Origin of the sequence: Arthrobacter sp. NPDC097144, from assembly GCF_044762205.1 — a bacterium.
Taxonomy (GTDB): Bacteria; Actinomycetota; Actinomycetes; order Actinomycetales; family Micrococcaceae; genus Arthrobacter_B.
Genome location: NZ_JBIWDW010000001.1, coordinates 717,854 through 738,085, shown reverse-complemented (window position 1 = coordinate 738,085; position 20,232 = coordinate 717,854). Strand labels below are relative to the sequence as shown.

Sequence of the window (20,232 nt, the reverse complement as noted above, 5' to 3'; positions counted from 1 at the left end):
TCGTGATCGTCCTTGCGGCCCTGTTCTTTGTGCCTTATATCCTGCCCGAATCCGCGCAGCCGGTGGCGGTCCGCACCCTGATCTTCGCCATCATGGCGGTGGGCTGGAACCTGATGAGCGGCTTCGGCGGCATGTTCAGCTTCGGCCACGCGGTGTTTTTTGGTGTCGGTGCCTACACCGACGCCTACCTCCTGACCGCTTTTGGCGTCTCGCCCTGGCTGTCCATGATCATCGGCGCGGTCCTTTCCGCGGGCGTCGGCCTCACCATCGCCTATTTCTGCCTGCGCTATAAGCTGGCGGGCTCCTACTTTGCGCTGGCCACGTTCGCCTTCGCCCAGATGTTCTATCTGCTCAGCCAGAACCTGGGCTTCCTGAACAAGACCGACGGCATCAACGTGCCCCTGCTGCCCCAGGAATCCTGGGCCATGCTGCAGTTCGACCAGGATTCCAAGCTGTACTTCTGGATTCCGCTGGTCATCCTGGGCCTGGCCATGGCCGCGACCATCTACTTTGCCCATTCACGTGCCGGGCAGTTTGCCCAGGCCATCCGCGACGACGCGACGGCGGCGGAATCCCTGGGGATCAAGGTGATGAAATACCGGCTGATCACGGTGGCCATGAGCTGCGCAATCACTGCCGTGGCCGGCGCCTACTACAGCCAGTATTACCTCTTCGTGGGCCCGGACCAGGCCTTCGGCATCCACGTCTCCACCGACGCCATCATTCCCGCAGTGATCGGCGGCGTCGGGACCATCTGGGGTCCGCTGATCGGTGCCGCCGTCGTGGGGCCGCTCTCCGAACTCATTGCCCATCTGCTGCGCAACCCCCCGCCGTTCCTGGAATTCCTGCAGGGCACCAGCGGCCTGGACGTTGCGGTGTACGCGGCCCTGCTGATTGTCATTGTCATCTTCCTGCCCAAGGGCATCTACGGAACCATCCGCGAAAGGATGCGCAAATGAGCCTGCTGACCCTGGACGGTGTCTCCAAATCCTTTGGCGGACTCAAGGCGCTGGGGGAAACCACGCTTGAGATCCCCGAGCACGAATTCTTCGGGATCATTGGCCCCAACGGTGCCGGGAAGACCACCCTGTTTTCCGTCCTGTCCGGCCAGCTCCCGCCCTCCAGCGGACAAATGATGTTCGACGGCGTGGACATCACCGGGTGGTCCGCGGACAAAACGGCCTCACAGGGTCTGGTCCGGACCTTCCAGCTGATGCGCCCGTTCGAGAGCATGACCGTGCTGGAGAACGTCACCATCGCCTCGCACAACAAATTCCGTTCCCCGCACAAGGCCCGTGAGCACGCAGCGGCCGTGGTGGAACGGGTGGGCCTGGACACCTACATGTATTCCATGTCCGGCACCCTGCCCACCGCCGGGCTGAAGCGGCTGGAACTCGCCCGGGCACTGGCCCTGGAACCGCGCATGATCCTGCTGGATGAGGTGCTGGCCGGGCTGGTCCCCACCGAACGCGCACCGATCATCGACCTGCTGCGCAGCATTCACGCCGAGGGTGTCACCGTGATGTTCGTCGAACACATCATGGCCGCCGTCATGGCCCTGTCCGAACGCCTGCTGGTGATGCACGAGGGCCGCCAGCTGGCCCTCGGCCTGCCCCAAGAGGTTATTGCCAATCAGCAGGTCATCGACGCCTACCTCGGAGAGGACTACTCATGATCCTGGAACTGGACGCCGTCTCCGCCGGCTACCGGCGGCTGGAAATCCTGCACAACCTGACCCTGGGGGTGAAAGAAGGCGAAATCGTCTCCATCATCGGAGCCAACGGCGCCGGGAAAACCACCACGCTGCGTGCCGTGGCCGGGTTGATCTCCACCTCGAAGGGCAGCATCAAGTTCAAGGGCGAACCCGTGCACAACACCCGTCCGGACAAGCTGGTGCGTTCCGGGCTGGTGCACGTCTCCCAGGACCGTGCATTGTTCGGCAACCTGCAGGTGTTCGAGAACCTCACCATGGGCGCCTACACCCAGCCCAAGAACACCATCGCTTCCTCGCTGGAACAGGTTTTTGACCTCTTTCCCATCCTCAAGGAACGCCGCACCCAGCGCGCGGACACCATGTCCGGCGGGCAGCAGCAAATGCTGGCCATCGGGCGGGCCCTGATGGCCCGGCCGGCCTGCCTGACCCTGGACGAGCCGTCCATTGGACTGGCCCCGAACCTGGTGGCGCAGGTGCTGGATGCCATCACCCGGATCCGGGATACCGGTGTCACGGTGCTGATCGTGGAACAGAACGCCTCCCAGGCGCTGGCGATCTCGGACCGGGCATACGTGATGGAAAGCGGCGCGATTGTCCTGGAGGGCACCGGCAGCGAACTCGCTGACAGCGCCGAGGTGCGCAAGGCCTATCTGGGCATGTAAAGCCCGGAACATCTTGCACCTTGCACACCCGGCAGATTGAAAGGAACCCCATGCAGATCCTTGCAGTGACCCCCATCGCTGTCCCGGAGGGCGAATTAAGGCGCCGGCAGGACCGCTATGACCGGCTGGTCCCGGCTCATCTCACCGTCCGCCTGCACAACCTTGGCACCGGCTCCTCGGTGCCGCGCGCGCTGGAGACCGACGACGACGTCGCCGCCTCCGAGACAGCCGTCACCGAATGGTTCGCGGCAGCAGATCCGGAGGGCGTGGACGCGTTCCTGCCCGACTGCGTGCTGGATCCCGGCGTCGGCCCGGGTGCCCGCGAGCAACTCCGCCCGGTCCTCGGCCTGACCCGGCTGGGGGCGAATTTCCTCGCCGGCGCCGGGGCCACCCTCGGCGCGGTGGCCCGCAACGATGCCATCGCCCGGGAACTGGACCGCAAAATCGCCTCCTACGGGCTGGGCCTGCATGAACCGGTCTCCGTGCTGGGCCTGGCGCTGGCGGACATTGCCGACGATTCCGGCTGGAACAAGGCCGTGGATTCCGCCCTGACCGGGCTCTCTGCCGACTATGTCCTGAACGCCTGCTCCGCCGTGAACCTGACCCGCCGGAGCCCCGGCGGCCCGGTACTGGTGGACCCCACCGCCCTGGCCCTGCAGCTGGCAGGCCTGCTCACCGACGTCGGCAAGGTTCCGGCATGAGCCTGGCTGCCCGCCCGGAACTGGCCGAAACTGCCGCCGCCGTCGGCTCAGCCGTGGACAAGCTGGCCCGTTTCGCCGCGGACCTGGACTACGCTGGGCTGCCCGAACCGGTCCGTGAACGCCTGGCCCTCATGCTCACGGATCTGTGGGGCGTCACGGCGGCCGGCGGCGGCACACCGGAACAGCAGGCACTGTGCACCGCCTGGCAGGCCGCACCCGGGGACTGTCCCGTGCTGGGCAGCGGAATCAGCTCCACCCCCGAGACAGCTGCGTTCCTGAACGCCGTGGCCGCCTGCCAGCTGGAACTGGATGAGGGCAACAAACACGCCCAGGGCCACCCCGCCGTGCACGTAGTCTTCGCCGCGATGGCCGCCGTCCAGGGAGAATCCCGGCCGGTGTCCGGCAAGGAATTCCTCACCGCCGTGGCCGCAGGCTATGAAGTGGCCGCCAGATTTGGCCGAGCCCTGACCCGTAACCCGGGCTGGCACACCCACGGACACTGGGGCGCCACCGGTGCTGCCTGCGCAGCTGCCCTGATCCGCCGGCTGCCGGCGGATCAGATCGCGGCCGCCATCGACGCCGCCGCCGGGCTGGTGCAGGTAGCCGCTTGGGACATGGTGCTGGGCGGTCAGTACACCCGCAACCTCTGGGCCGCCGGCGCCAACCTGGCCGGACTGAACGCCGCTCGGCTGGCCGCTTCCGGACTGACAGGCAATGACGGTGCAGCAGTCATGAGCCTGGGTACGCTGGCAGGCACCCTGGACCCGGAGCGGCTGGTGGAAGGACTCGGCCGGGACTGGCTGCTTCCGCAGGGCTACGCGAAGCTGCACTCCTCCTGCTCCTACACGCACGGAGCCGTGGACCTTGCCCTGGAACTGCGGCCGGAGCCCTTCGATCCGGACCGGGTCACCGAAGTACGGGTGCACACCCATTCCCTGGCCGCGCCGCTGTTCCCGGGGGCCGGCGACGGCGGGCCCCGGAACCGGCTCGCGGCCATGTTCGACTTTCCGTTTGTAGTGGCCAACGCGCTGCTGGCCGGGGAAATCTCTCCGGCCAGCATGGCCCCTCAGGCTCCGGGGTTCGACGCCGCGCAGCAGCTGGCAGCCAAGGTCAGCGTCACGGCCGATCCGGCGTATGACCGGGTGCTGCCGGACCAGCGGCGCACCCGGCTGGAGATCCGGTTCACCGACGGCACCGTTACCGCTGCCGAGTCGCCCAACCCGCGCGGCGACGTCGATCATTTCCCGCTGGACCGCGCCGGCCTCGGCACCAAACTGGCCGCCCTGATCGGCGCCGGCCCAGCCAGCCGGCTGGATGAGGCAGTCCGCGGCCTGCCGGCCACAGCCGATGCAGCAGCCCTCCTCAACACCCTGATAGCCCCGATGACCTCCCCGGAAGGAGAAGCCCAATGAGCGAAGACGATTTCGCTGGACCCGATCTGGTGGTTGCCGGCGCGGGCGGAGGGCTGATCGCTGCCCTGCGTGCCGCCCAGCTGGGACTGTCCGTCCTGGTGGTTGAACCCAATGAACATTTCCGCCGCGGCAACAACACCGCCATGTCCACTGCCATGATCCCCGGAGCCGGCTCCCGCTGGCAGGCGGAGGCCGGGGTCCGTGACTCGCCGGAGGCTTTTGTCGCGGACATCATGGCAAAGACCAAGGGAACCGCGGATCCCGTGCTCGCCGCAGCGCTGGCGAAGGTCAGCGCCCGGCTGGTGGAATGGATGGCCGATGACCTCAAGCTGCCCCTGAGCCTGGTGACGGATTTCTCCTATCCCGGACACAGCAGCCACCGCTGCCATACCGTTCCGGGCCGAATCGGCACTGCACTGCTGGACGGCATCTGGGAACGAGTTGCCGCTGAACCCCTGATTGACCTGTACAGCCCCGCGCGGCTGATGGACGTGACCACCGACGCTGGAGCGGTCACCGGCGTCGTCGTGCAGACCCCGGACGGGGACGAGGAAATCCCCACCAGAGCTGTCCTGCTGGCGACCAACGGATTCGGCAACAACACCGAACTGGTCCGCAAGCACCTTCCCGAAATTGCCGGTGCCCAGTATTACGGGAGCGAAGAATCCCGCGGAGACGCACTGCGCATCGGCACCGGGCTTGGCGCCGATACGGCCTATTTGGATGCTTACCAGGGCCATGCAGCGCTCGCAGCGGCGTCGGCAACGCTGGCCGGCTGGGCCACCGTGATGCACGGGGGATTCCTGGTGAATGCGGAAGGCCAGCGTTTTGGCGACGAGACCATGGGATATTCCGAGTACGCCCTGGAATCCCTGAAGCACGCCAACGGGCAGGCCTGGATAGTGCTTGACCAACGGATCTTCGAGGCCTGCGAAAGCTTCTCGGACTTCCAGGCGACCGTTGAATCAGGCGCCCTGAAGTGGGCCGATGATGCCGCCGAACTGGCCGCCGCCACCGGGATCAGCGCTGCGGGACTGCAGCAAACCCTGGACCAGACACAGCGGATCGCAGCCGGAGAGGCCGCGGACAGCTACGGCCGGACCCACTGGGAGGAGCCCCTGGCCGGAAGAATCGGTGCCATCTCAGTGGTTCCCGCCCTCTTCCACACCCAGGGCGGGCTCCGGGTGGACGGCAACGCCCGGGTACTGAAAGCCGACGGCACCGCCATCGCCGGGCTCTACGCCTCGGGCGGTGCAGCCAACGGTATCTCCGGGCACGGGGCGGGCGGCTATCTGGCCGGCAACGGTTTGCTGCCGGCCCTGGGACTGGCATTGCTGGCAGCCGAAGATGCAGCCGCCAACGGTCCGGACCCGCAGGGCCCCTGACAGCCGTCCCACGGGCGAAGCAACCCCCCAGATTTGAACCAACCATGAGAACGGAACAAGACAACGTGAGCGAGCAAGTTGTATCCCCTGAGCAATCAGGCACAGGCACCGGTCCGCTGCAGGGCCTGCGGGTCCTGGACGCGTCCACCATTCTTGCCGGCCCGCTCTGCTGCCAGATGCTTGGTGACTTCGGTGCTGAAGTCATCAAGATTGAGCACCCGCGAATGGGTGACAGCATGCGCGGACACGGAGAGAGCAAAGACGGGGTTTCCCTGTGGTGGAAGGAGATTTCCCGCAACAAGCGCACCCTCGGTCTGAGCCTGAGCACACCAGACGGTGCAGAGGTCTTTCGGCGTTTGGCTGCGACGGTCGACGTTGTGGTGGAGAATTTCCGTCCGGGCACCCTGGAGCGCTGGGGACTGGGCCCGGAAGTGCTGGCGGAGCTGAACCCCGGACTGGTCCTGGTGCGCCTGACCGGTTTCGGCCAGACCGGCCCGTACAAGGATCGGCCTGGTTTCGGCACGCTGGCCGAGGCCATGAGCGGGTTCGCCCATCTCACCGGACCGGCAGACGGCCCGCCCACCCTTCCGGCTTTTGGACTGGCAGACAGCATCTGCGGCATCGCGGCCTCCTCCGCTGTCCTGATGGCCCTGCGCCACCGGGACCAGACCGGCGAGGGACAAACCGTGGACATGAGCATCCTGGAACCCATCATGACCGCGGTGGGACCCAGCCCCACCGTCTACCAGCAGCTGGGCGAGGTGGGACAGCGCCACGGCAACCGCTCCACCAACAACGCTCCACGCAACACCTACCTGACCAAGGACGGCAAATGGGTGGCCGTTTCCACCAGCGCACAGCGCATTGCCGAGCGCGTGATGGAACTGGTGGGGCATCCGGAAGTGATTGCCGAGCCGTGGTTTGCCGCCGGGAACACCCGCGTGGAGCACGTGGAGGAACTGGACGCGTACGTCGGAAGCTGGATCGCGGACCGCAGCCGGGAAGATGTGCTGGCGGCCTTCTCCGCGGCAGGTGCCGCCGTCGCGGCCGTCTATGACGCCCGCGATGTGGTGGAGGACCCGCACATCCGTGAAACCCAGATGCTGCTTGAGGTGGAAGACCCGGAACTCGGCCCGCTGCTGCAGCACAACGTGATGTTCCGGCTCAGCAAAAGCCCGGGGCAGATCCGGTTCACCGGGCGCAGCCTCGGCGCGGACACCGCGGACATACTGCACGAAATCGGTTACTCGGACACAGAGGTCTCCAGTCTCAGGGAAAGCGACGTTATCAAATGAGCGATGCACTGCTGGAAGCAGTCACCAACGGCATCACCTTCGTGGATCTTGGCCGGCAGCTGAGCGTAGGCATGCCGCAGTCACCCAACCATCCGCAGTTCTGGCACACCCTGCCGCGCCGGCACGGGGACATGGTCCGCGCCGACGGCGGCAGCGCCGCGAATGACATGATCACCACCGGCACCCACGTGGGCACCCACATCGATGCGCTCGCGCACGTCAGCCAGGACGGCAAGCTGTTCGGCGGGGCGGACGCAGGCCAGTCCTGCCTGGGCGGCAAATACGTGGAGCACGGGGTGCACACGATCGAGCCCATGGTCCGCCGCGGCATCCTCCTGGACGCCGCCGGGCACCTCGGCGTCGACGTGCTGGAGGGCGGCTATGAAATCACCGTGGCAGACCTGCAGGGCTGCCTGGCCGCCCAGCAGGTGGACCTGCGCGAAGGAGATGTGGTGCTGATCCGCTCCGGCTGGGGGCAAAGGTTCACCGAAGGCACCGCCTACGTGGGCAAGGACTCCGGAGTGCCCGGCATCAGCGAGGACGGCGCCGAATGGCTCGCCGCGCAGGGCATCCATGCCGCCGGTGCGGACAGCATCGCCTTTGAACGCCTGGCCCCCGGCGGCGGCCACGCCTCCCTGCCGGCGCACCGGGTGTTCCTGGTGGAAAACGGCATCTACATCATCGAAGCCCTGGACCTGGAGGAACTGGCCCAGCGGCGGATCTACGAATTCACGTTTGTCCTGGTGCCGCTGAACATCTTCGGCGCCACCGGATCCCCCGTCCGCCCGCTGGCGCTGGTGAGCGCATGAGCGCCGTCGACGCCGGGGAACGGACCCTGGCACAGCAACTTGGCGATTTCGCCGCGGAAACCCGTTACGAGGACCTGCCCGACGAGGTGATTCAGAGCGTCAAGGCCCGGGTGCTGGACATCCTGGGCATCGCCGCCGCCGCAGCCCCACTGGACACCAGCCGGGCCGCCCGCCGCTGGGCCGCAGACCAGGGCGGCACGCCGTCGGCCTCCGCCGTAGGGATCGCTGACCGGCTGCCGGCCAGCCAGGCGGCGTTTGTCAACGGCGTCCTGGCCCACTCGCTGGACTATGACGACACGCATCTGCCCTCCGTGCTGCACCCCAGCGCCAGCGTGATCCCGGCAGTCCTTGCCGCTGCGGAGGCCGCCGGAAAGGACGGACGGGAGACCATCCGCGCCATCGCCGTCGGACTGGAAATCTGCGTTCGGCTGGGCATGGCCGGCTATGACGTGGAAGCGAAGAACTCCACCTTCTTTGAGCACGGCCAGCACGCCACCTCCATCTGCGGGGCCATGGGCGCCGCAGCCGGGGTAGCCGCACTGCTCGGCGACGGTCAGCTGGTCACCGATGCGCTGGGCGTCACCGCGTCCATGGCCTCGGGCATCATCGAATCCAACCGCACCGGCGGCACGGTCAAGCGCATCCACTGCGGCTGGGCCGCGCACGCCGCCGTCAGCGCGGTGGAACTGGTCCGCTACGGGCTCACCGGCCCGCCCACCGTGCTGGAGGGAAGGTTCGGCTTCTTCCAGGCGTGGCTGCAGGGCAAGTACAGTCCGGACGCCATCACCGAGGGGCTGGGGGAGCAGTGGCAGGTGCCGGACATCTTCTTCAAGCCCTATCCGGCCAACCACTTCACCCACGCCGCGGTGGACGCCGCGGCCGCGCTGCGCCGCGCCGGCATCGGGCCCGACGACGTCGAATCCTTCACCCTCGGCGTGCCGGCACCGAACCTGCGCACCATCGGCGAACCGCTGGCGGTCAAGCAGCAGCCGGAAACGGGCTACATGGCCCAGTTCTCCGGACCGTACGCGGTGGCCGCCGGGCTGCTGGGCGGCGGCGGCCTGGAAGTGGGCCTGGACGACTACACGGACGAGCTCGCCAAGGACCCCGTCCGCCGGGCCATCATGGCCCGCGTGGATGTGGTGCCCGACGACGAATGCACCGCGATTTTCCCGATGCAGTTCCCGGCCGTGCTGACCGCCCGGCTCACCGACGGCCGCACCGTCACCGAGAAGGTCCTCACCACCCGCGGCGGGCCGCAGCGTCCGCTGGGCTTTGAGGACCTGGGCCGCAAATTCGAGGACAATGCCCGCCGCACCCTGGCCCCGGCCGCCCGCGACCATCTGCGCGAGACCTGCCGGACGCTGCAGGACTGCACTGACCTCTCCGTCCTGTTCAAGGACCTTTCCACAGCCGACACCCCGGTGCCCGGCACCCCCGCAAACCTCCCCAATGTAGAAAGAGGAAACAAATGAGCAACTATGACCTGCTGGTAAAGAACGTCCAGGTTGTCCGTCCCGGCGGCAACGGCGCCGAAGCCCTCGACCTTGCCGTCAAGGACGGCAAGTTCGCCGCCATCGAGGCCAACATTGATCCCGCCACCGCCGCCGAAGTGGTGGACGGGGGCGGGAAGCACCTGTTCCCGGGCGTGGTGGACGTCCACCAGCACTGGGGCATCTACAACGAGCTGGGCGAGGACACCGAGTCCGAAAGCCGCGCCAGCGCGCAGGGCGGCGTCACCAGCGGCATCACCTACATCCGCACCGGCGCCTACTACCTGAACAAGTCCGGCCCCTACAAGGAGATCTTCCCGGAAATCCTGGAGGCCGCGGACGGCCGGGCCTACATCGACTACGGCTTCCACGTGGCACCCATCCTCAAGGAACACATCGAGGAAATCCCCGACCTGCTGGACATGGGCGTGCCGTCCTTCAAGATCTTCATGTTCTACGGAATCCACGGCCTGCACGGCAAGTCCAGCGACCAGGGCAAGTTCCTGATGATTCCGCCGGAGGACTCCTACGACTACGCGCACTTCGAATTTGTCATGCGCGCCATCGAAAAGGCCCGCCGGGATCCGAAGTACGCGGATATCGCGGACCAGATCTCCCTGTCCCTGCACTGCGAGACCGCGGAAATCATGCGGGCCTACACCAAACTGGTGGAGGACGCCGGCGAGCTGAAGGGCCTGGAGGCCTACAGTGCGTCCCGGCCGCCGCACTCCGAGGGCCTGGCCATCACCATCGCCTCCTACCTGGCGTACGAAACCGAGCTGCCGAACATCAACCTGCTGCACCTGTCCTCCCGCAAGGCCATCGAAGCGGCCATGATGATGCAGGAGACCTTTCCGCACATCAACTTCCGCCGTGAGGTCACCGTGGGCCACCTGCTGGCGGACTACAACACCGCCAACATGGGCGGCAAGGTCAACCCGCCGCTGCGCTCCCCGGAAGACGTCGAAGCGCTGTGGGAACACCTGCTGGCCGGAGACTTCTCCTGGGTCACCTCCGACCACGCCTGCTGCAAGGACGAAACCAAGTTCGGCGACCCCCGTGATGACGTGTTCCTGGCCAAGTCCGGGTTCGGCGGCGCGGAATACCTGCTGCCGGGCATGATCTCCGAGGGCCGCAAGCGCGGGCTGTCCTACAACCGGATCGCGGAGCTGGTCTCCAAGAACCCGGCTGAGCGCTACGGCATGCCCGGCAAGGGTGACCTGGCCGTCGGCTTCGACGCAGACTTCTGCCTGGTGGACGACGGCGTGCAGTACACCGTCCGTGCCGAGGACTCCATGTCCACTCAGGACTACACCCCGTTTGAGGGCTTCGAGCTCACGGCGGCCGTGACGGACACCTACCTGCGCGGTGCGCAGGTCTTCGGGGACGGCCAGATGGTCGGCGAACCCCGGGGCAAGTATGTGAAGCGCTCCGGAAACTAGCACCCGGGGAGGCGCAGGAGTTTTCCGCACCCTAACAACAACGACGACGGCGGAGCCCAGGCGGCTTCGCCGTCGTCGTTGGGGCGTCACGGGCCGGTTCGAGCACCAGGACGGAGCGGCGAATTGCCGTCCGGGCGCGGATCAAGGGTCGACGCGCGGGGCACCAGGACGGGAGGCAGCAGCACCGAGGAGACCTCACGGCCGGCAATCCGGTCCAGCAGCAGCTCCAACGCGAGCCGGCCCATCAAATCCCGGTCCGAGCGCACCGAGGTCAGCGGCACCGGCAGATCCGCGGCCAGTTCGACGTCGTTGTACCCCACCAGCGCGACGTCGGACCCCACGGTCCTTCCGGCGTCCCGCAGGGCGCCAATAACACCCACCGCCGTGAGGTCATCCACCGCAAAGACCGCCGACGGCGCAGGATCCAACCGGCAGAGCAGATCTCCGGCCTGATGCCCGGCTGCCACCCCAAACCCCGTGGCGGCCACCCGCCCGTCCGTAACGGGCAGGCCTGCGGCGGCAAACACTTCCCTGAACCCGGCGGTGCGGTCCCGTCCGGTGCTGGCCAGCGGATCTCCGGCTGCCACGGCCACGCGGCGGTGGCCCAGTTCCAAGAGGTGCCGCGCCGCCAACCGGCCGCCTTCCAGGTCATCGGTGCTGACGCTCAAATGACCGCGCAGCGTGCGCATGGCCAGGACATAGGGCACCCCGAGTTCCTGCAGGTGCCCGGCCAACGTGTCATCAAGCCGCGCATCGGCCAGGATCACGCCGTCGATGCGGCGGGCCAGCAAGGCATCCAGCCGTCCGCGCCGGACCGCCGGGTCGTCCAGCCCGTTGGCGACCACCGCACTGTAGCCGGCCGCGGCAGCCGCGGCGTCAACACCGCCGTACATGGTGGACAGTGCCAAATCCGTCAACCGGTGGACCAGGACGCCGATCAGCTTGGAGTTGCCGGTGCGCAGTGCCGCTGCGGCGTTGTCCCGCTGGTAGCCCAGGGTCCGGGCGGCCTCCCGCACCCGTGCCACTGTGGCTGAACTGATCCGCACCGGGCGTTCTGTCAGCGACCGCGACGCGGTGGAGGCATGGACACCGGCAAGCCGGGCGACGTCCTCAAGGGTGGCGGGACGACGAAGGGGTCTGCTGCGGTCGGAACTGATGGGCAAGCCTTCCAGGGGTTCAGGAACCGGTTTTGCCGAAGCGCACCGGATGAGCCAGTGTAAGCCATCAATTTGCGGGTGCTGAAGGGTTTACACAATCGAATCAAAGAATTTACTTTCAGCATTGTCCCGAAAGAAATAATTTGAAAAAACTCCGAATACCCTAGACGCCCCCTGCTCCGTCGTGTGATGGTGATGCCCAAGCCCGCTGCGGGGATCGTCAGAACCCCCGGATCCGGGCCTTTTACAAGCGTCTTTGTGCAAACGATTGCATTTGAGGAGGTAAGCCATTGTCTGTGCCGTTGCCGGATACCGGAGAAATGACAGGCCGGCTCAATGCAGCCCTGGCCGGCCTGGCGGAATTCCACGCCGCGGGCCGCCCGGGGTGGACCCGCGAGGTCTTCAGCGAGTCCTACCTTGACTCGCGGCAGTGGGTGGCGGATCAAATGAAGGCCGCCGGGCTGGAGGTCCACAGGGACGCGGCGGGAAACCTGGTGGGAAGGCTTGCAGGACGGAACCCCGCCGCCAAACCGCTGGTTACCGGTTCCCACACGGACACCGTGGACGGCGGCGGACGGTTCGACGGCGTCGTCGGCGTGCTGGGCGCCCTGGAGGCCGTGCAGATGCTGCGCGAATCCGGCGCTGTCCTGGAACGGGATCTGCTGGTTGTCGACTTCCTCGGCGAAGAATCCAACCCCTTTGGCCTCAGCTGCCTCGGCAGCCGCGCCCTGGCAGGGGAGCTGACAGCGACTGACCTGGCCCGCACCGACTATTCGGGCCGAACCCTGGCCGCGGCCTATTCGGACTTCGGCGTGGATCCGTCCGCGCTGCTGTCCTTCGAAGGCTGGACGGGAAGCCGGCGTCCGCATGCCTACCTCGAGCTGCACATTGAGCAGGGACCCACCTTGGAAGCACGCGGCAAACCCATCGGCATCGTCACTGCCATTACCGGCATCGAACGCCTGGTGGCCAGTTTCACCGGTACGCCCGACCACGCCGGAACACGTCCCATGGACGACCGCCGGGACGCCATGGTGGCTGCCGCCGAAGCGGTGCTGGCCATCCGGGCGGAAGGCTGCGGCGCACCGAAGCACGGCGTGGCCACGGTGACCCGGTTGGAAAATGCGTCCCGGTCACCCAACGTGGTGCCGTCGCTGGTCCGCCTCTACGGGGAAGTGCGCAGCGTCGACGAGTCCTGGCTTGCCGGCACCCGCGGCCGGCTCGCCGCCGAGATCGCGGCCAAGGCCGCAGAGCACGACGTCGAAGCGGACCTGAGCTGGTCCACTGACAACACCGTGGTCCGCGCCTCGGACAGTGTTCAGGATCTTGCCGGTGACGCCGCCTCAGCTGCCGGCATTGACTGGATGCCCGTTCCCAGCGGCGCCACACACGATGCCGTGCACATGGCCGCACTGGCTCCCATGGGCATGATCTTCATTCCGTCCGCCGCCGGCAAGAGCCACTGCCCGGAGGAATTCACGGCCACTGACCAGATAGCAACCGGAGTCCGTGTTCTGGCGGACACCCTGCTGCAACTGGATTCGCACCAGTTTTCCAGCACTCCCCCCACAACCCAAAGGAGTACCTTATGAGCCCTCTCCTTCCCCGCGACGGCAGTTCCACCAACATCCTCGGGGTGGCAAACACGCCCATCCTCTGGGTCTTCGCTCTGGCGGTGTTCGCCGTCGTCATTATCCAGAGCCTGATCTACATGAAGGCCGCAGCCAAGGCCGGACCGGCCGCGGACATTTCCCAGACCGAACTGCGGGCCTCTTTCCGTGCCGGAGCGGTGGCTGCCATCGGTCCGTCGCTGGCCGTGGTGCTGGTGAGCATCGCCCTGCTGTCCCTGTTCGGCACCCCTGCCGTCCTCACCCGGATCGGCCTGGTGGGCTCCGCGGCGACCGAGACGGCGTCGGCCTCCATCGCCGCCGGCACCATGGGCGCGGAACTGGGCGGAGCGGACTACACGCAGACCGTCTACGCGGTGGCGTTCACCGCCATGAGCCTCTCCGGCGCCATGTGGATGGTCTGCTGCCTGATCTTCACCCCGCTGCTGCGGCGCGGCGACACCAAGCTGCGCCAGGTCAACCCCGGCCTGATGGCGATTATCCCCACCGCCGCGCTGCTGGGTGCGTTCGCGAGCCTGGGCGTGGCCGAACTGCCCAAGAGCGGAGTGCACGTGATAACAGTGGCTGCCTCCGCCGCCGTGATGGGCATGTGCCTGTTCCTGGCAAAGCGGCTGCAGGCACCGTGGCTGCGCGAGTGGGGACTTGGCATCTCCATCGTGCTCGGCCTGGTCATCGCCTACCTCGCCCACACCGCCGCTGCCTAACCCCCCATCCTCGAAGGAGAACGGCTTATGTCCACCACCGCCACGAGCACCAACGCCTCCGCACTCGCCGAATTCGACCGGACCACCTCCCGCTGGGGCCAGCTGACGATGATCGCGGCCCTGCTGCTGTCCCTCGCCGGGCCCGCCTACCTGGTGTTCTTCGCAGACCTCGGCGTCACCGGCACCATGGTGCTTACCGCAGCCCTCGCCGTGGGGGCCTCATTCTTTGTCCTCTGGTTCGTTGAACCCATCACCTACTACCCGGTGCTGGGACCGGCCGCCATGTACCAGGCGTTCATGATCGGCAACCTGGCCAACAAGCTGCTGCCAGCCGCGATGGTTGCCCAGGCCACCATCGGCGCAAAATCCGGTACCAAGAAAGCCGACTTCTCCGCCATCATGGCCATCTGCGGCGCCGCCATGGTGCACGTGCTGTCCATGCTCTTCTTCGTGGGCCTGCTGGGCACCTGGCTGCTGAGCCTGATTCCGCTGGAGGTCATGGAGGTCACCCGGATCTACATCTTTCCGGCCATCATCGGCGCCGTAATCGTGCAGCTGGTGGTCTCTGCCAAGCAGCCGCGCATCACCTTTGTGGCCGTGGGCGTTGCACTGCTGGTCGTCTTCGTCCTGGTCCCGCTTGTGCCGGCCCTGGCCAAGCTGGCCACCGGTGTCAGCGTGCTGGTGACCGCAGTGCTGGCCTGGTTCGTCCGGGACCGCAACGCCGCCGCCGGCAAGGCCGAACTGGTCAACTAGCACCGCCTAACCACAACGACGCCGGCGTGCACCGCCGCACGCCGGCGTCCTCACTCCTCCGGGCCACGCCCGCAACTGAAAGGTTCATTCCATGAACACCACTACCGCAACCGCAGCACCGGCCATCCTCTCCGCCTACAGCTATACCGCCGCTGACCAGCAGAAAATGCATGACACGTACCGCCACCTGCACGCCAACCCTGAACTGTCCATGCAGGAATCGGACACGGCAGCGTTTTTGCTGCAGCGGCTGCAGGAGCTGGGGCTTGACGCGTTCACCTGCGGGGGAACCGGCGTCGTCGGCGTCCTGCGCAACGGGGACGGACCGGTGGTGGGATTCCGTGCGGACACCGACGGGCTGCCCATCGTCGAGAACACCGGCCTGGACTTTGCCAGCACTGCCACCGGCACCCTGGAGGACGGCACAGCGGTTCCGGTGATGCACGGCTGCGGCCATGACACCCACATGTCCGTGGCCCTGGCCAGTGCCGAACTGCTGGCCCGCAGCACCGATGCCTGGTCCGGAACCGTGGTGTTCATCTTCCAGCCCGGCGAGGAGACCGCCGCCGGAGCACAGGCCATGGTCGCTGACTGCCTGTGGAACAAGGCGCCGAAGCCCGAAGTGATCTACGGACAGCATGTCTGGCCCGGCGTTGCCGGCGGGCTGGAGATCAGCAGCGGCACGGCCATGGCCATGGCGGACTCCTGGAAGATCACCGTCATCGGCAAGCAGGCGCACGGCTCGCAGCCGGAGAAGTCCATAGATCCGATCGTGCTGGGCGCGCACATGATTGTCCGGATCCAAACCATCCTCTCGAGGGAAGTCCCGGCGCGGGACTCCGCCGTGATCACCATCGGCACCTTCCACGGCGGGCTGAAGGAGAACATCATTCCCGGCAGCGCCGAGTTCACCGTGAACGTGCGCACCTTCGAACCGGCCATCCGGGAACAGGTGCTGGCCGCCCTGCGGCGGATCATCGCTGCGGAGGCCGCAGCCTCCAACGCCCCGGAGCCGCTGATCGAGGAAATCTCCAGCTTCCCGCGCTGCTACAACGATCCGGAGGCCACCGCCGAGGTGCTGGCCGAGCTGCGCGCGGCGCTGGGCGAGGACAACGTCAGTGTGGTTCCGCCGGTGATGGGCAGCGAAGACTTCGGCCTGCTGGCGGACGCCATCGGGGTTCCTTCCGTCTACTGGATGTTCGGTTCCACCAGTGCCGAAAGGATCGACGCCGGAGAGGCGGTGGCAGGAAACCATTCCCCGGAATTCGCTCCCGAGCTGGAGCCGACCCTGAGCACCGGACTGGCAGCTGCGCTCGCCGCCATCGGCACGCGGCTGGCTGCGGACGGACGGGCGTGAGCATGGGGATCTCACCGTCAGCCGAAGCCATCCAGGCCATGTCCGCCGTCGAGCTGACCGGTGCCATCAGGGCCAGGGAACTGTCAGCCCGCGAAGCCCTGGACGCGCATCTGCAGCAGATATCGGCAGTGAACTGCCGGATCAATGCGGTGGTCACGCTGGATCCGGAGGGCGCCCAGGCGCTGGCGGCCGCTGCCGACGAGCGCACCGCCGCCGCGGGAGCCTCAGCGGCGGACAGTTTGCCGCCGCTGCACGGGTTGCCGATGACGCACAAGGACACCCACAACACGCGGGGGATGCGCACCACGCAGGGGTCCGTCCTGTTCCGGGACTTTGTTCCCGATGCCGATGATTTGATCATTGCGCGGCTGAAGGCTGCGGGGGCGGTGACCACGGGTAAGTCCAATGTCCCCGAGTTCGCCGCCGGTTCACACACCTTCAACGACGTCTTCGGCACAACCACCAACCCGTATGCCCCCGAGCTCAGCGCCGGCGGCAGCAGCGGCGGGGCGGCGGCCGCCCTGGGCGCGCGCATCCAGGCGATCAGCGACGGCAGCGACATGGGCGGTTCGCTGCGGATCCCGGCGTCGTTCTGCAATGTGGTGGGTTTCCGGCCTTCCGCAGGAGTGGTGCCCACCTGGCCGTCCTCCGATCTGTGGAGCTGGCTTGCGCGCAGCGGGCCGATGGCACGGGACGTGGCGGACATTGCGCTGATGCTGACCGCAGTGGCAGGACAACGTCCCGGGCCGGAAGTCCTGCCCTCCATTCCGCCGGAAACCTTCGCCCAGCCGCTGCAGAGGGACCTGACCGGGCTGAAAATCGCCTGGACCCCGGATTTCGGCCTGGGCATCCCGGTGGACAAGCAGGTGCTGGCCGTCTTGGAAGCCCAGCTTGGAATCTTCGAGGAGCTCGGGGCCAGCGTGGAACAGGCCTGCCCCGACCTGCGCGATGCAGACCTGGTGTTCCGCAACGTGCGGGCACTGGAGTTTGTGCACTCTCTGGGAGATCTGGTCCGGGACCACGCGGAGCTGATCAAGCCGGAAATCCGCTGGAACGTGGAGCAGGGCAGGGTCTTGACGGGCCAGGACATCGCGGACACCGCGGCCGCGCGCACCCGGCTGGCACTGAAGGTCCATGAATTCTTTGGCGGCTACGATGTGCTGCTGGCACCTGCGGCACAGGTGCTGCCCTTCGACGCGATGCTGCGCTACCCGGAGACCATCAACGGCGAAGCACTTCCCACGTACCTGGACTGGATGCGCTCGGCCTGCGTCATATCAGCCACCGGGCTGCCGGCGCTGTCCATGCCTGCGGGATTCAGCGTTGACGGGCTTCCCGTGGGGCTGCAGATGGTGATGAACCACGGGGAGGACTTCCAGCTGCTTCAGGTGGCGGCGGCCTTTGAACAGGCCACCGGATATGCCCGCCGGGCCCCTGCCCTGACGACTGGGGACGGGGCGGGCATGGGCTGATTACTCCATGCGCTCCAGGACAAACACCGGAATCTCCCGGTCCGTTTTGGCCTGGTAGTCCGCGTACGGGGGATAGGCGGCCACGGCGCGCTCCCACCAGGCAGCCTTCTCCTCGCCGCTGATTTCCCGGGCGCGCATGTCCCACTTCTGCGGACCGTCCTGCAGTTCCACGTGCGGGTTGGCCAGGATATTGAAGTACCAGACGGGATGCTTGGGGGCGCCGCCCAGGGAGGCGACGACGGCGTAGTCGCCGTCGTGCTCCACCCGCATCAGCGGCGTCTTGCGCAGCTTTCCGGACTTGGCACCGACTGTCGTCAGCAGGATGACGGGGCGGCCGTTGAGGGTGGTGCCCTCCGTTCCGCCGGAGCTTTCAATCAGTTCCGCCTGCTGGCGGGCGAACTTGCTGGCACTGGGGGCGTATTCACCGGTAAGAGGCATAGGCACAGTCAACCGCTTTGCCGGGGCAAGGTCCAGTAAGCCTTGCTGTGCCATGATGATTGCTGCCGCGGCCTTAGCTGCCGCGACACACGCCAAAGCACTTCAGAAAGCACGAATCCCGGGGGAACAATGCGGCTACATCATGTTCAGGTCTCGATCCCGAAAGACGGAGAGGACCAGGCGCGCAGCTTCTACGCCGAAGCGCTGGGACTGACCGAGGTTCCCAAACCGCCGTCGCTGGCCGGCCGGGGCGGCTGCTGGTTCCGGGCCTTCGAGGGCGACAGCGTCGTGGCTGAAATCCATCTGGGCGTCGACTCACCCTTTGTTCCGGCCCAGAAAGCCCACCCCGCGCTGGTGGTGGCATCCGCCGAAGAACTCGAACAGCTGGGCGCACGGATCGAATCCCGCGGGTTCGAGGTGTCCTGGCAGGAACGGCACACCTTTGAAGGCTATGAGCGGTTCCATTGCCGCGACCCCTTCAACAACCGGGTGGAAGTCCTCTCGCCGCTGGCCCAGTAGTTCCGGGCCGAGTAGTTCCGGGCCAGCGGGCAGCGTTTAGCGGACGGGCGTCCAGCTGCCTGCCTTGTCCGCGCTGCGGGATACGGCTCCGAGCACTTCCTGCACCTGCAGGCCGTCAGCGAACGACGGCGCGGGCTGGGTTCCGGCCGCAATCGCCTCCACCAGGTCCTTGGCCTGGTGGACAAAGCCGTGCTCGTAGCCCAGTGAGTGCCCGGCGGGCCACCAGGCCGAAACGTAGGGATGCTCCGGTTCGGTCACCATGATCCGGGTAAAGCCCTGGCGGTCCGGGGCGGCCGCCGTGTCATAGAAGTCCAGGTAGTTCAGGTTTTCCAGGTCAAAGCGGAGGGCGCCGAGGCTGCCGGAAATCTCGAGCTGCAGGGCGTTCTTGCTGCCGGTGGCCATGCGGCTGGCCTCGAAGGTGCCCAGGACGCCGTCGTCGAAGCGGCCGGTGAACAGGGCGGCGTCATCCACCGTGACGGACGCGCGTTCGGCGGCACCGCCGTCGTTCCCCGGAAGGGGACGGGTGGGAACCAGGGTCTGCAGGGTGCCGCTGACCTCGGTCAGGTGATGGCCGGTGACGTACTGGGCCAGGTCCACGATGTGCGCGCCCAGGTCGCCGAGCGCACCGGATCCGGCGTGCTCCTGCTGCAGCCGCCAGGACATGGGAGCATCAGCATCCACCAGCCAGTCCTGCAGATAGCGGGCGCGGACCTGGCGCACCGTGCCGATGGCGCCGTCAGCCACCAGATTCCGTGCGTGGGTGGTGGCCGGCAGCCGCCGGTAGGTGAAGCCCGTCATCGCGCGGACACCGCGGCCGGCAGCGCGCTCGGCGGCGTCGGCCATGGCACGGGCTTCCTCCACGGTGTTCGCCAGCGGCTTCTCGCAGAGCACATGCTTGCCGGCCTCCAGCGCGGCAACGGCGATCTCCGCGTGGGAGGCACCCGGAGTGACAATGTCGACGACGTCGATATCCTCCCGGGTGACGGCCTCCCGCCAGTCGGTGGAAACCTCGGCCCAGCCCCATTGCTGCGCGGAAGCCTCTGTGCGGGAAGCATCGCGGCCCACCAGCAACGCCATTTCCGGGCGCAGTGGCAGGTCGAAGAACCGGGGAGCCACCCGCCAGCCCTGCGAATGCGCAGCCCCCATGCATCCGTGGCCCACCATGGCTATCCGCAGCGGCTTTTCCGTGGTCATGTTTTCTCCTTGCGTCAGCCGGGGGCGGGGTGTGCTTGCGGTCACCCTAACAGTTTTCGACGATGGAATGCCGGGATTGTGCTGCCGGTCGACATAA

Annotated in this window: 19 protein-coding genes; 16 read left to right on the top strand and 3 right to left on the bottom strand. The window is 67.0% G+C overall.

Going from position 1 to position 20,232, the window contains the following annotated elements:
• Positions 1-2: 2 nt before the first annotated feature.
• The 10 genes from ACIQXM_RS03425 to ACIQXM_RS03380 all read left to right on the top strand — a co-directional run bounded on the left by ACIQXM_RS03425 (position 3) and on the right by ACIQXM_RS03380 (position 10,913).
• Positions 3-959, top strand: coding sequence for a branched-chain amino acid ABC transporter permease (locus tag ACIQXM_RS03425; RefSeq protein WP_400927571.1), 957 nt, complete (start codon positions 3-5; stop codon positions 957-959).
• Complete coding sequence (locus tag ACIQXM_RS03420; RefSeq protein ID WP_400927568.1) at positions 956-1,675, top strand: ABC transporter ATP-binding protein; 720 nt, start codon at positions 956-958, stop codon at positions 1,673-1,675. The genes ACIQXM_RS03425 and ACIQXM_RS03420 overlap by 4 nt, the downstream gene beginning before the upstream one ends.
• Complete coding sequence (locus ACIQXM_RS03415) at positions 1,672-2,376, top strand: ABC transporter ATP-binding protein (protein ID WP_400927565.1); 705 nt, start codon at positions 1,672-1,674, stop codon at positions 2,374-2,376. The genes ACIQXM_RS03420 and ACIQXM_RS03415 overlap by 4 nt, the downstream gene beginning before the upstream one ends.
• A gap of 50 nt (positions 2,377-2,426) precedes the next feature.
• On the top strand, positions 2,427-3,077 hold the full coding sequence (locus ACIQXM_RS03410; RefSeq protein ID WP_400927563.1) for a hypothetical protein: 651 nt from the start codon (positions 2,427-2,429) through the stop codon (positions 3,075-3,077).
• Positions 3,074-4,489: an MmgE/PrpD family protein gene (locus ACIQXM_RS03405; RefSeq protein WP_400927560.1), complete on the top strand. Its 1,416-nt coding sequence runs from the start codon at positions 3,074-3,076 to the stop codon at positions 4,487-4,489. The genes ACIQXM_RS03410 and ACIQXM_RS03405 overlap by 4 nt, the downstream gene beginning before the upstream one ends.
• A complete protein-coding gene (locus ACIQXM_RS03400) occupies positions 4,486-5,874 on the top strand; it encodes an FAD-binding protein (protein WP_400927557.1) in 1,389 nt (462 codons plus the stop codon). The genes ACIQXM_RS03405 and ACIQXM_RS03400 overlap by 4 nt, the downstream gene beginning before the upstream one ends.
• A 65-nt stretch (positions 5,875-5,939) precedes the next feature.
• The gene (locus tag ACIQXM_RS03395; RefSeq protein WP_400927554.1) at positions 5,940-7,169 is read left to right on the top strand and encodes a CaiB/BaiF CoA transferase family protein; all 1,230 of its coding nucleotides are present in this window, start codon (positions 5,940-5,942) and stop codon (positions 7,167-7,169) included.
• A complete protein-coding gene (locus ACIQXM_RS03390; RefSeq protein WP_400927552.1) occupies positions 7,166-7,978 on the top strand; it encodes a cyclase family protein in 813 nt (270 codons plus the stop codon). Before ACIQXM_RS03395 ends, ACIQXM_RS03390 begins: the two co-directional genes overlap by 4 nt.
• Positions 7,975-9,453, top strand: coding sequence for an MmgE/PrpD family protein (locus ACIQXM_RS03385; protein ID WP_400927549.1), 1,479 nt, complete (start codon positions 7,975-7,977; stop codon positions 9,451-9,453). Before ACIQXM_RS03390 ends, ACIQXM_RS03385 begins: the two co-directional genes overlap by 4 nt.
• Entirely contained in the window at positions 9,450-10,913 is a 1,464-nt protein-coding gene (locus ACIQXM_RS03380; RefSeq protein WP_400927547.1) for a dihydroorotase family protein, read from the top strand. The genes ACIQXM_RS03385 and ACIQXM_RS03380 overlap by 4 nt, the downstream gene beginning before the upstream one ends.
• An 86-nt stretch (positions 10,914-10,999) precedes the next feature.
• Here the strand turns inward: ACIQXM_RS03380 and ACIQXM_RS03375 are convergent, their stop codons facing one another.
• The gene (locus tag ACIQXM_RS03375) at positions 11,000-12,076 is read right to left on the bottom strand and encodes a LacI family DNA-binding transcriptional regulator (protein WP_400927544.1); all 1,077 of its coding nucleotides are present in this window, start codon (positions 12,074-12,076) and stop codon (positions 11,000-11,002) included.
• 314 nt (positions 12,077-12,390) lie between these two features.
• Here ACIQXM_RS03375 and ACIQXM_RS03370 point away from each other — a divergent pair, with 314 nt between their 5' ends.
• The 5 genes from ACIQXM_RS03370 to ACIQXM_RS03350 all read left to right on the top strand — a co-directional run bounded on the left by ACIQXM_RS03370 (position 12,391) and on the right by ACIQXM_RS03350 (position 17,984).
• The gene (locus tag ACIQXM_RS03370; RefSeq protein ID WP_400927541.1) at positions 12,391-13,662 is read left to right on the top strand and encodes a M20 family metallo-hydrolase; all 1,272 of its coding nucleotides are present in this window, start codon (positions 12,391-12,393) and stop codon (positions 13,660-13,662) included.
• Positions 13,659-14,402 (top strand): DUF5058 family protein, encoded by a 744-nt coding sequence (locus ACIQXM_RS03365; protein WP_400927539.1) that lies wholly within the window; start codon positions 13,659-13,661, stop codon positions 14,400-14,402. The genes ACIQXM_RS03370 and ACIQXM_RS03365 overlap by 4 nt, the downstream gene beginning before the upstream one ends.
• Before the next feature lie 27 nt (positions 14,403-14,429).
• The gene (locus ACIQXM_RS03360) at positions 14,430-15,155 is read left to right on the top strand and encodes a hypothetical protein (protein ID WP_400927536.1); all 726 of its coding nucleotides are present in this window, start codon (positions 14,430-14,432) and stop codon (positions 15,153-15,155) included.
• Between the two features lie 91 nt (positions 15,156-15,246).
• Positions 15,247-16,512, top strand: coding sequence for an amidohydrolase (locus ACIQXM_RS03355; RefSeq protein ID WP_400927533.1), 1,266 nt, complete (start codon positions 15,247-15,249; stop codon positions 16,510-16,512).
• Positions 16,513-16,514: 2 nt separating this feature from the next.
• Entirely contained in the window at positions 16,515-17,984 is a 1,470-nt protein-coding gene (locus ACIQXM_RS03350) for an amidase (RefSeq protein WP_400927530.1), read from the top strand.
• On the opposite strand, the gene ACIQXM_RS03345 is transcribed toward ACIQXM_RS03350, so the two are convergent.
• The gene (locus ACIQXM_RS03345; RefSeq protein ID WP_400927527.1) at positions 17,985-18,422 is read right to left on the bottom strand and encodes a nitroreductase family deazaflavin-dependent oxidoreductase; all 438 of its coding nucleotides are present in this window, start codon (positions 18,420-18,422) and stop codon (positions 17,985-17,987) included.
• A gap of 129 nt (positions 18,423-18,551) precedes the next feature.
• Here ACIQXM_RS03345 and ACIQXM_RS03340 point away from each other — a divergent pair, with 129 nt between their 5' ends.
• Entirely contained in the window at positions 18,552-18,941 is a 390-nt protein-coding gene (locus ACIQXM_RS03340) for a VOC family protein (RefSeq protein ID WP_400927525.1), read from the top strand.
• A gap of 36 nt (positions 18,942-18,977) precedes the next feature.
• On the opposite strand, the gene ACIQXM_RS03335 is transcribed toward ACIQXM_RS03340, so the two are convergent.
• Positions 18,978-20,135 carry a Gfo/Idh/MocA family protein gene (locus tag ACIQXM_RS03335; protein ID WP_400927522.1) on the bottom strand — a complete coding sequence of 386 codons (1,158 nt, stop codon included), beginning with the start codon at positions 20,133-20,135 and terminating at the stop codon, positions 18,978-18,980.
• Between the last annotated feature and the right edge of the window lie 97 nt (positions 20,136-20,232).

Bases quoted from the DNA above. Each gene is read 5' to 3' on its own strand.
- ACIQXM_RS03420 (WP_400927568.1), top strand. From the start codon at position 956: ATGAGCCTGCTGACCCTGGACGGTGTCTCCAAATCCTTTGGCGGACTC.
- ACIQXM_RS03415 (WP_400927565.1), top strand. From the start codon at position 1,672: ATGATCCTGGAACTGGACGCCGTCTCCGCCGGCTACCGGCGGCTGGAA.
- ACIQXM_RS03410 (WP_400927563.1), top strand. From the start codon at position 2,427: ATGCAGATCCTTGCAGTGACCCCCATCGCTGTCCCGGAGGGCGAATTA.
- ACIQXM_RS03405 (WP_400927560.1), top strand. From the start codon at position 3,074: ATGAGCCTGGCTGCCCGCCCGGAACTGGCCGAAACTGCCGCCGCCGTC.
- ACIQXM_RS03400 (WP_400927557.1), top strand. From the start codon at position 4,486: ATGAGCGAAGACGATTTCGCTGGACCCGATCTGGTGGTTGCCGGCGCG.
- ACIQXM_RS03390 (WP_400927552.1), top strand. From the start codon at position 7,166: ATGAGCGATGCACTGCTGGAAGCAGTCACCAACGGCATCACCTTCGTG.
- ACIQXM_RS03385 (WP_400927549.1), top strand. From the start codon at position 7,975: ATGAGCGCCGTCGACGCCGGGGAACGGACCCTGGCACAGCAACTTGGC.
- ACIQXM_RS03380 (WP_400927547.1), top strand. From the start codon at position 9,450: ATGAGCAACTATGACCTGCTGGTAAAGAACGTCCAGGTTGTCCGTCCC.
- ACIQXM_RS03370 (WP_400927541.1), top strand. From the start codon at position 12,391: ATGACAGGCCGGCTCAATGCAGCCCTGGCCGGCCTGGCGGAATTCCAC.
- ACIQXM_RS03365 (WP_400927539.1), top strand. From the start codon at position 13,659: ATGAGCCCTCTCCTTCCCCGCGACGGCAGTTCCACCAACATCCTCGGG.
- ACIQXM_RS03360 (WP_400927536.1), top strand. From the start codon at position 14,430: ATGTCCACCACCGCCACGAGCACCAACGCCTCCGCACTCGCCGAATTC.
- ACIQXM_RS03355 (WP_400927533.1), top strand. From the start codon at position 15,247: ATGAACACCACTACCGCAACCGCAGCACCGGCCATCCTCTCCGCCTAC.
- ACIQXM_RS03350 (WP_400927530.1), top strand. From the start codon at position 16,515: ATGGGGATCTCACCGTCAGCCGAAGCCATCCAGGCCATGTCCGCCGTC.
- ACIQXM_RS03345 (WP_400927527.1), bottom strand. From the start codon at position 18,422: ATGCCTCTTACCGGTGAATACGCCCCCAGTGCCAGCAAGTTCGCCCGC.
- ACIQXM_RS03340 (WP_400927525.1), top strand. From the start codon at position 18,552: ATGCGGCTACATCATGTTCAGGTCTCGATCCCGAAAGACGGAGAGGAC.
- ACIQXM_RS03335 (WP_400927522.1), bottom strand. From the start codon at position 20,135: ATGACCACGGAAAAGCCGCTGCGGATAGCCATGGTGGGCCACGGATGC.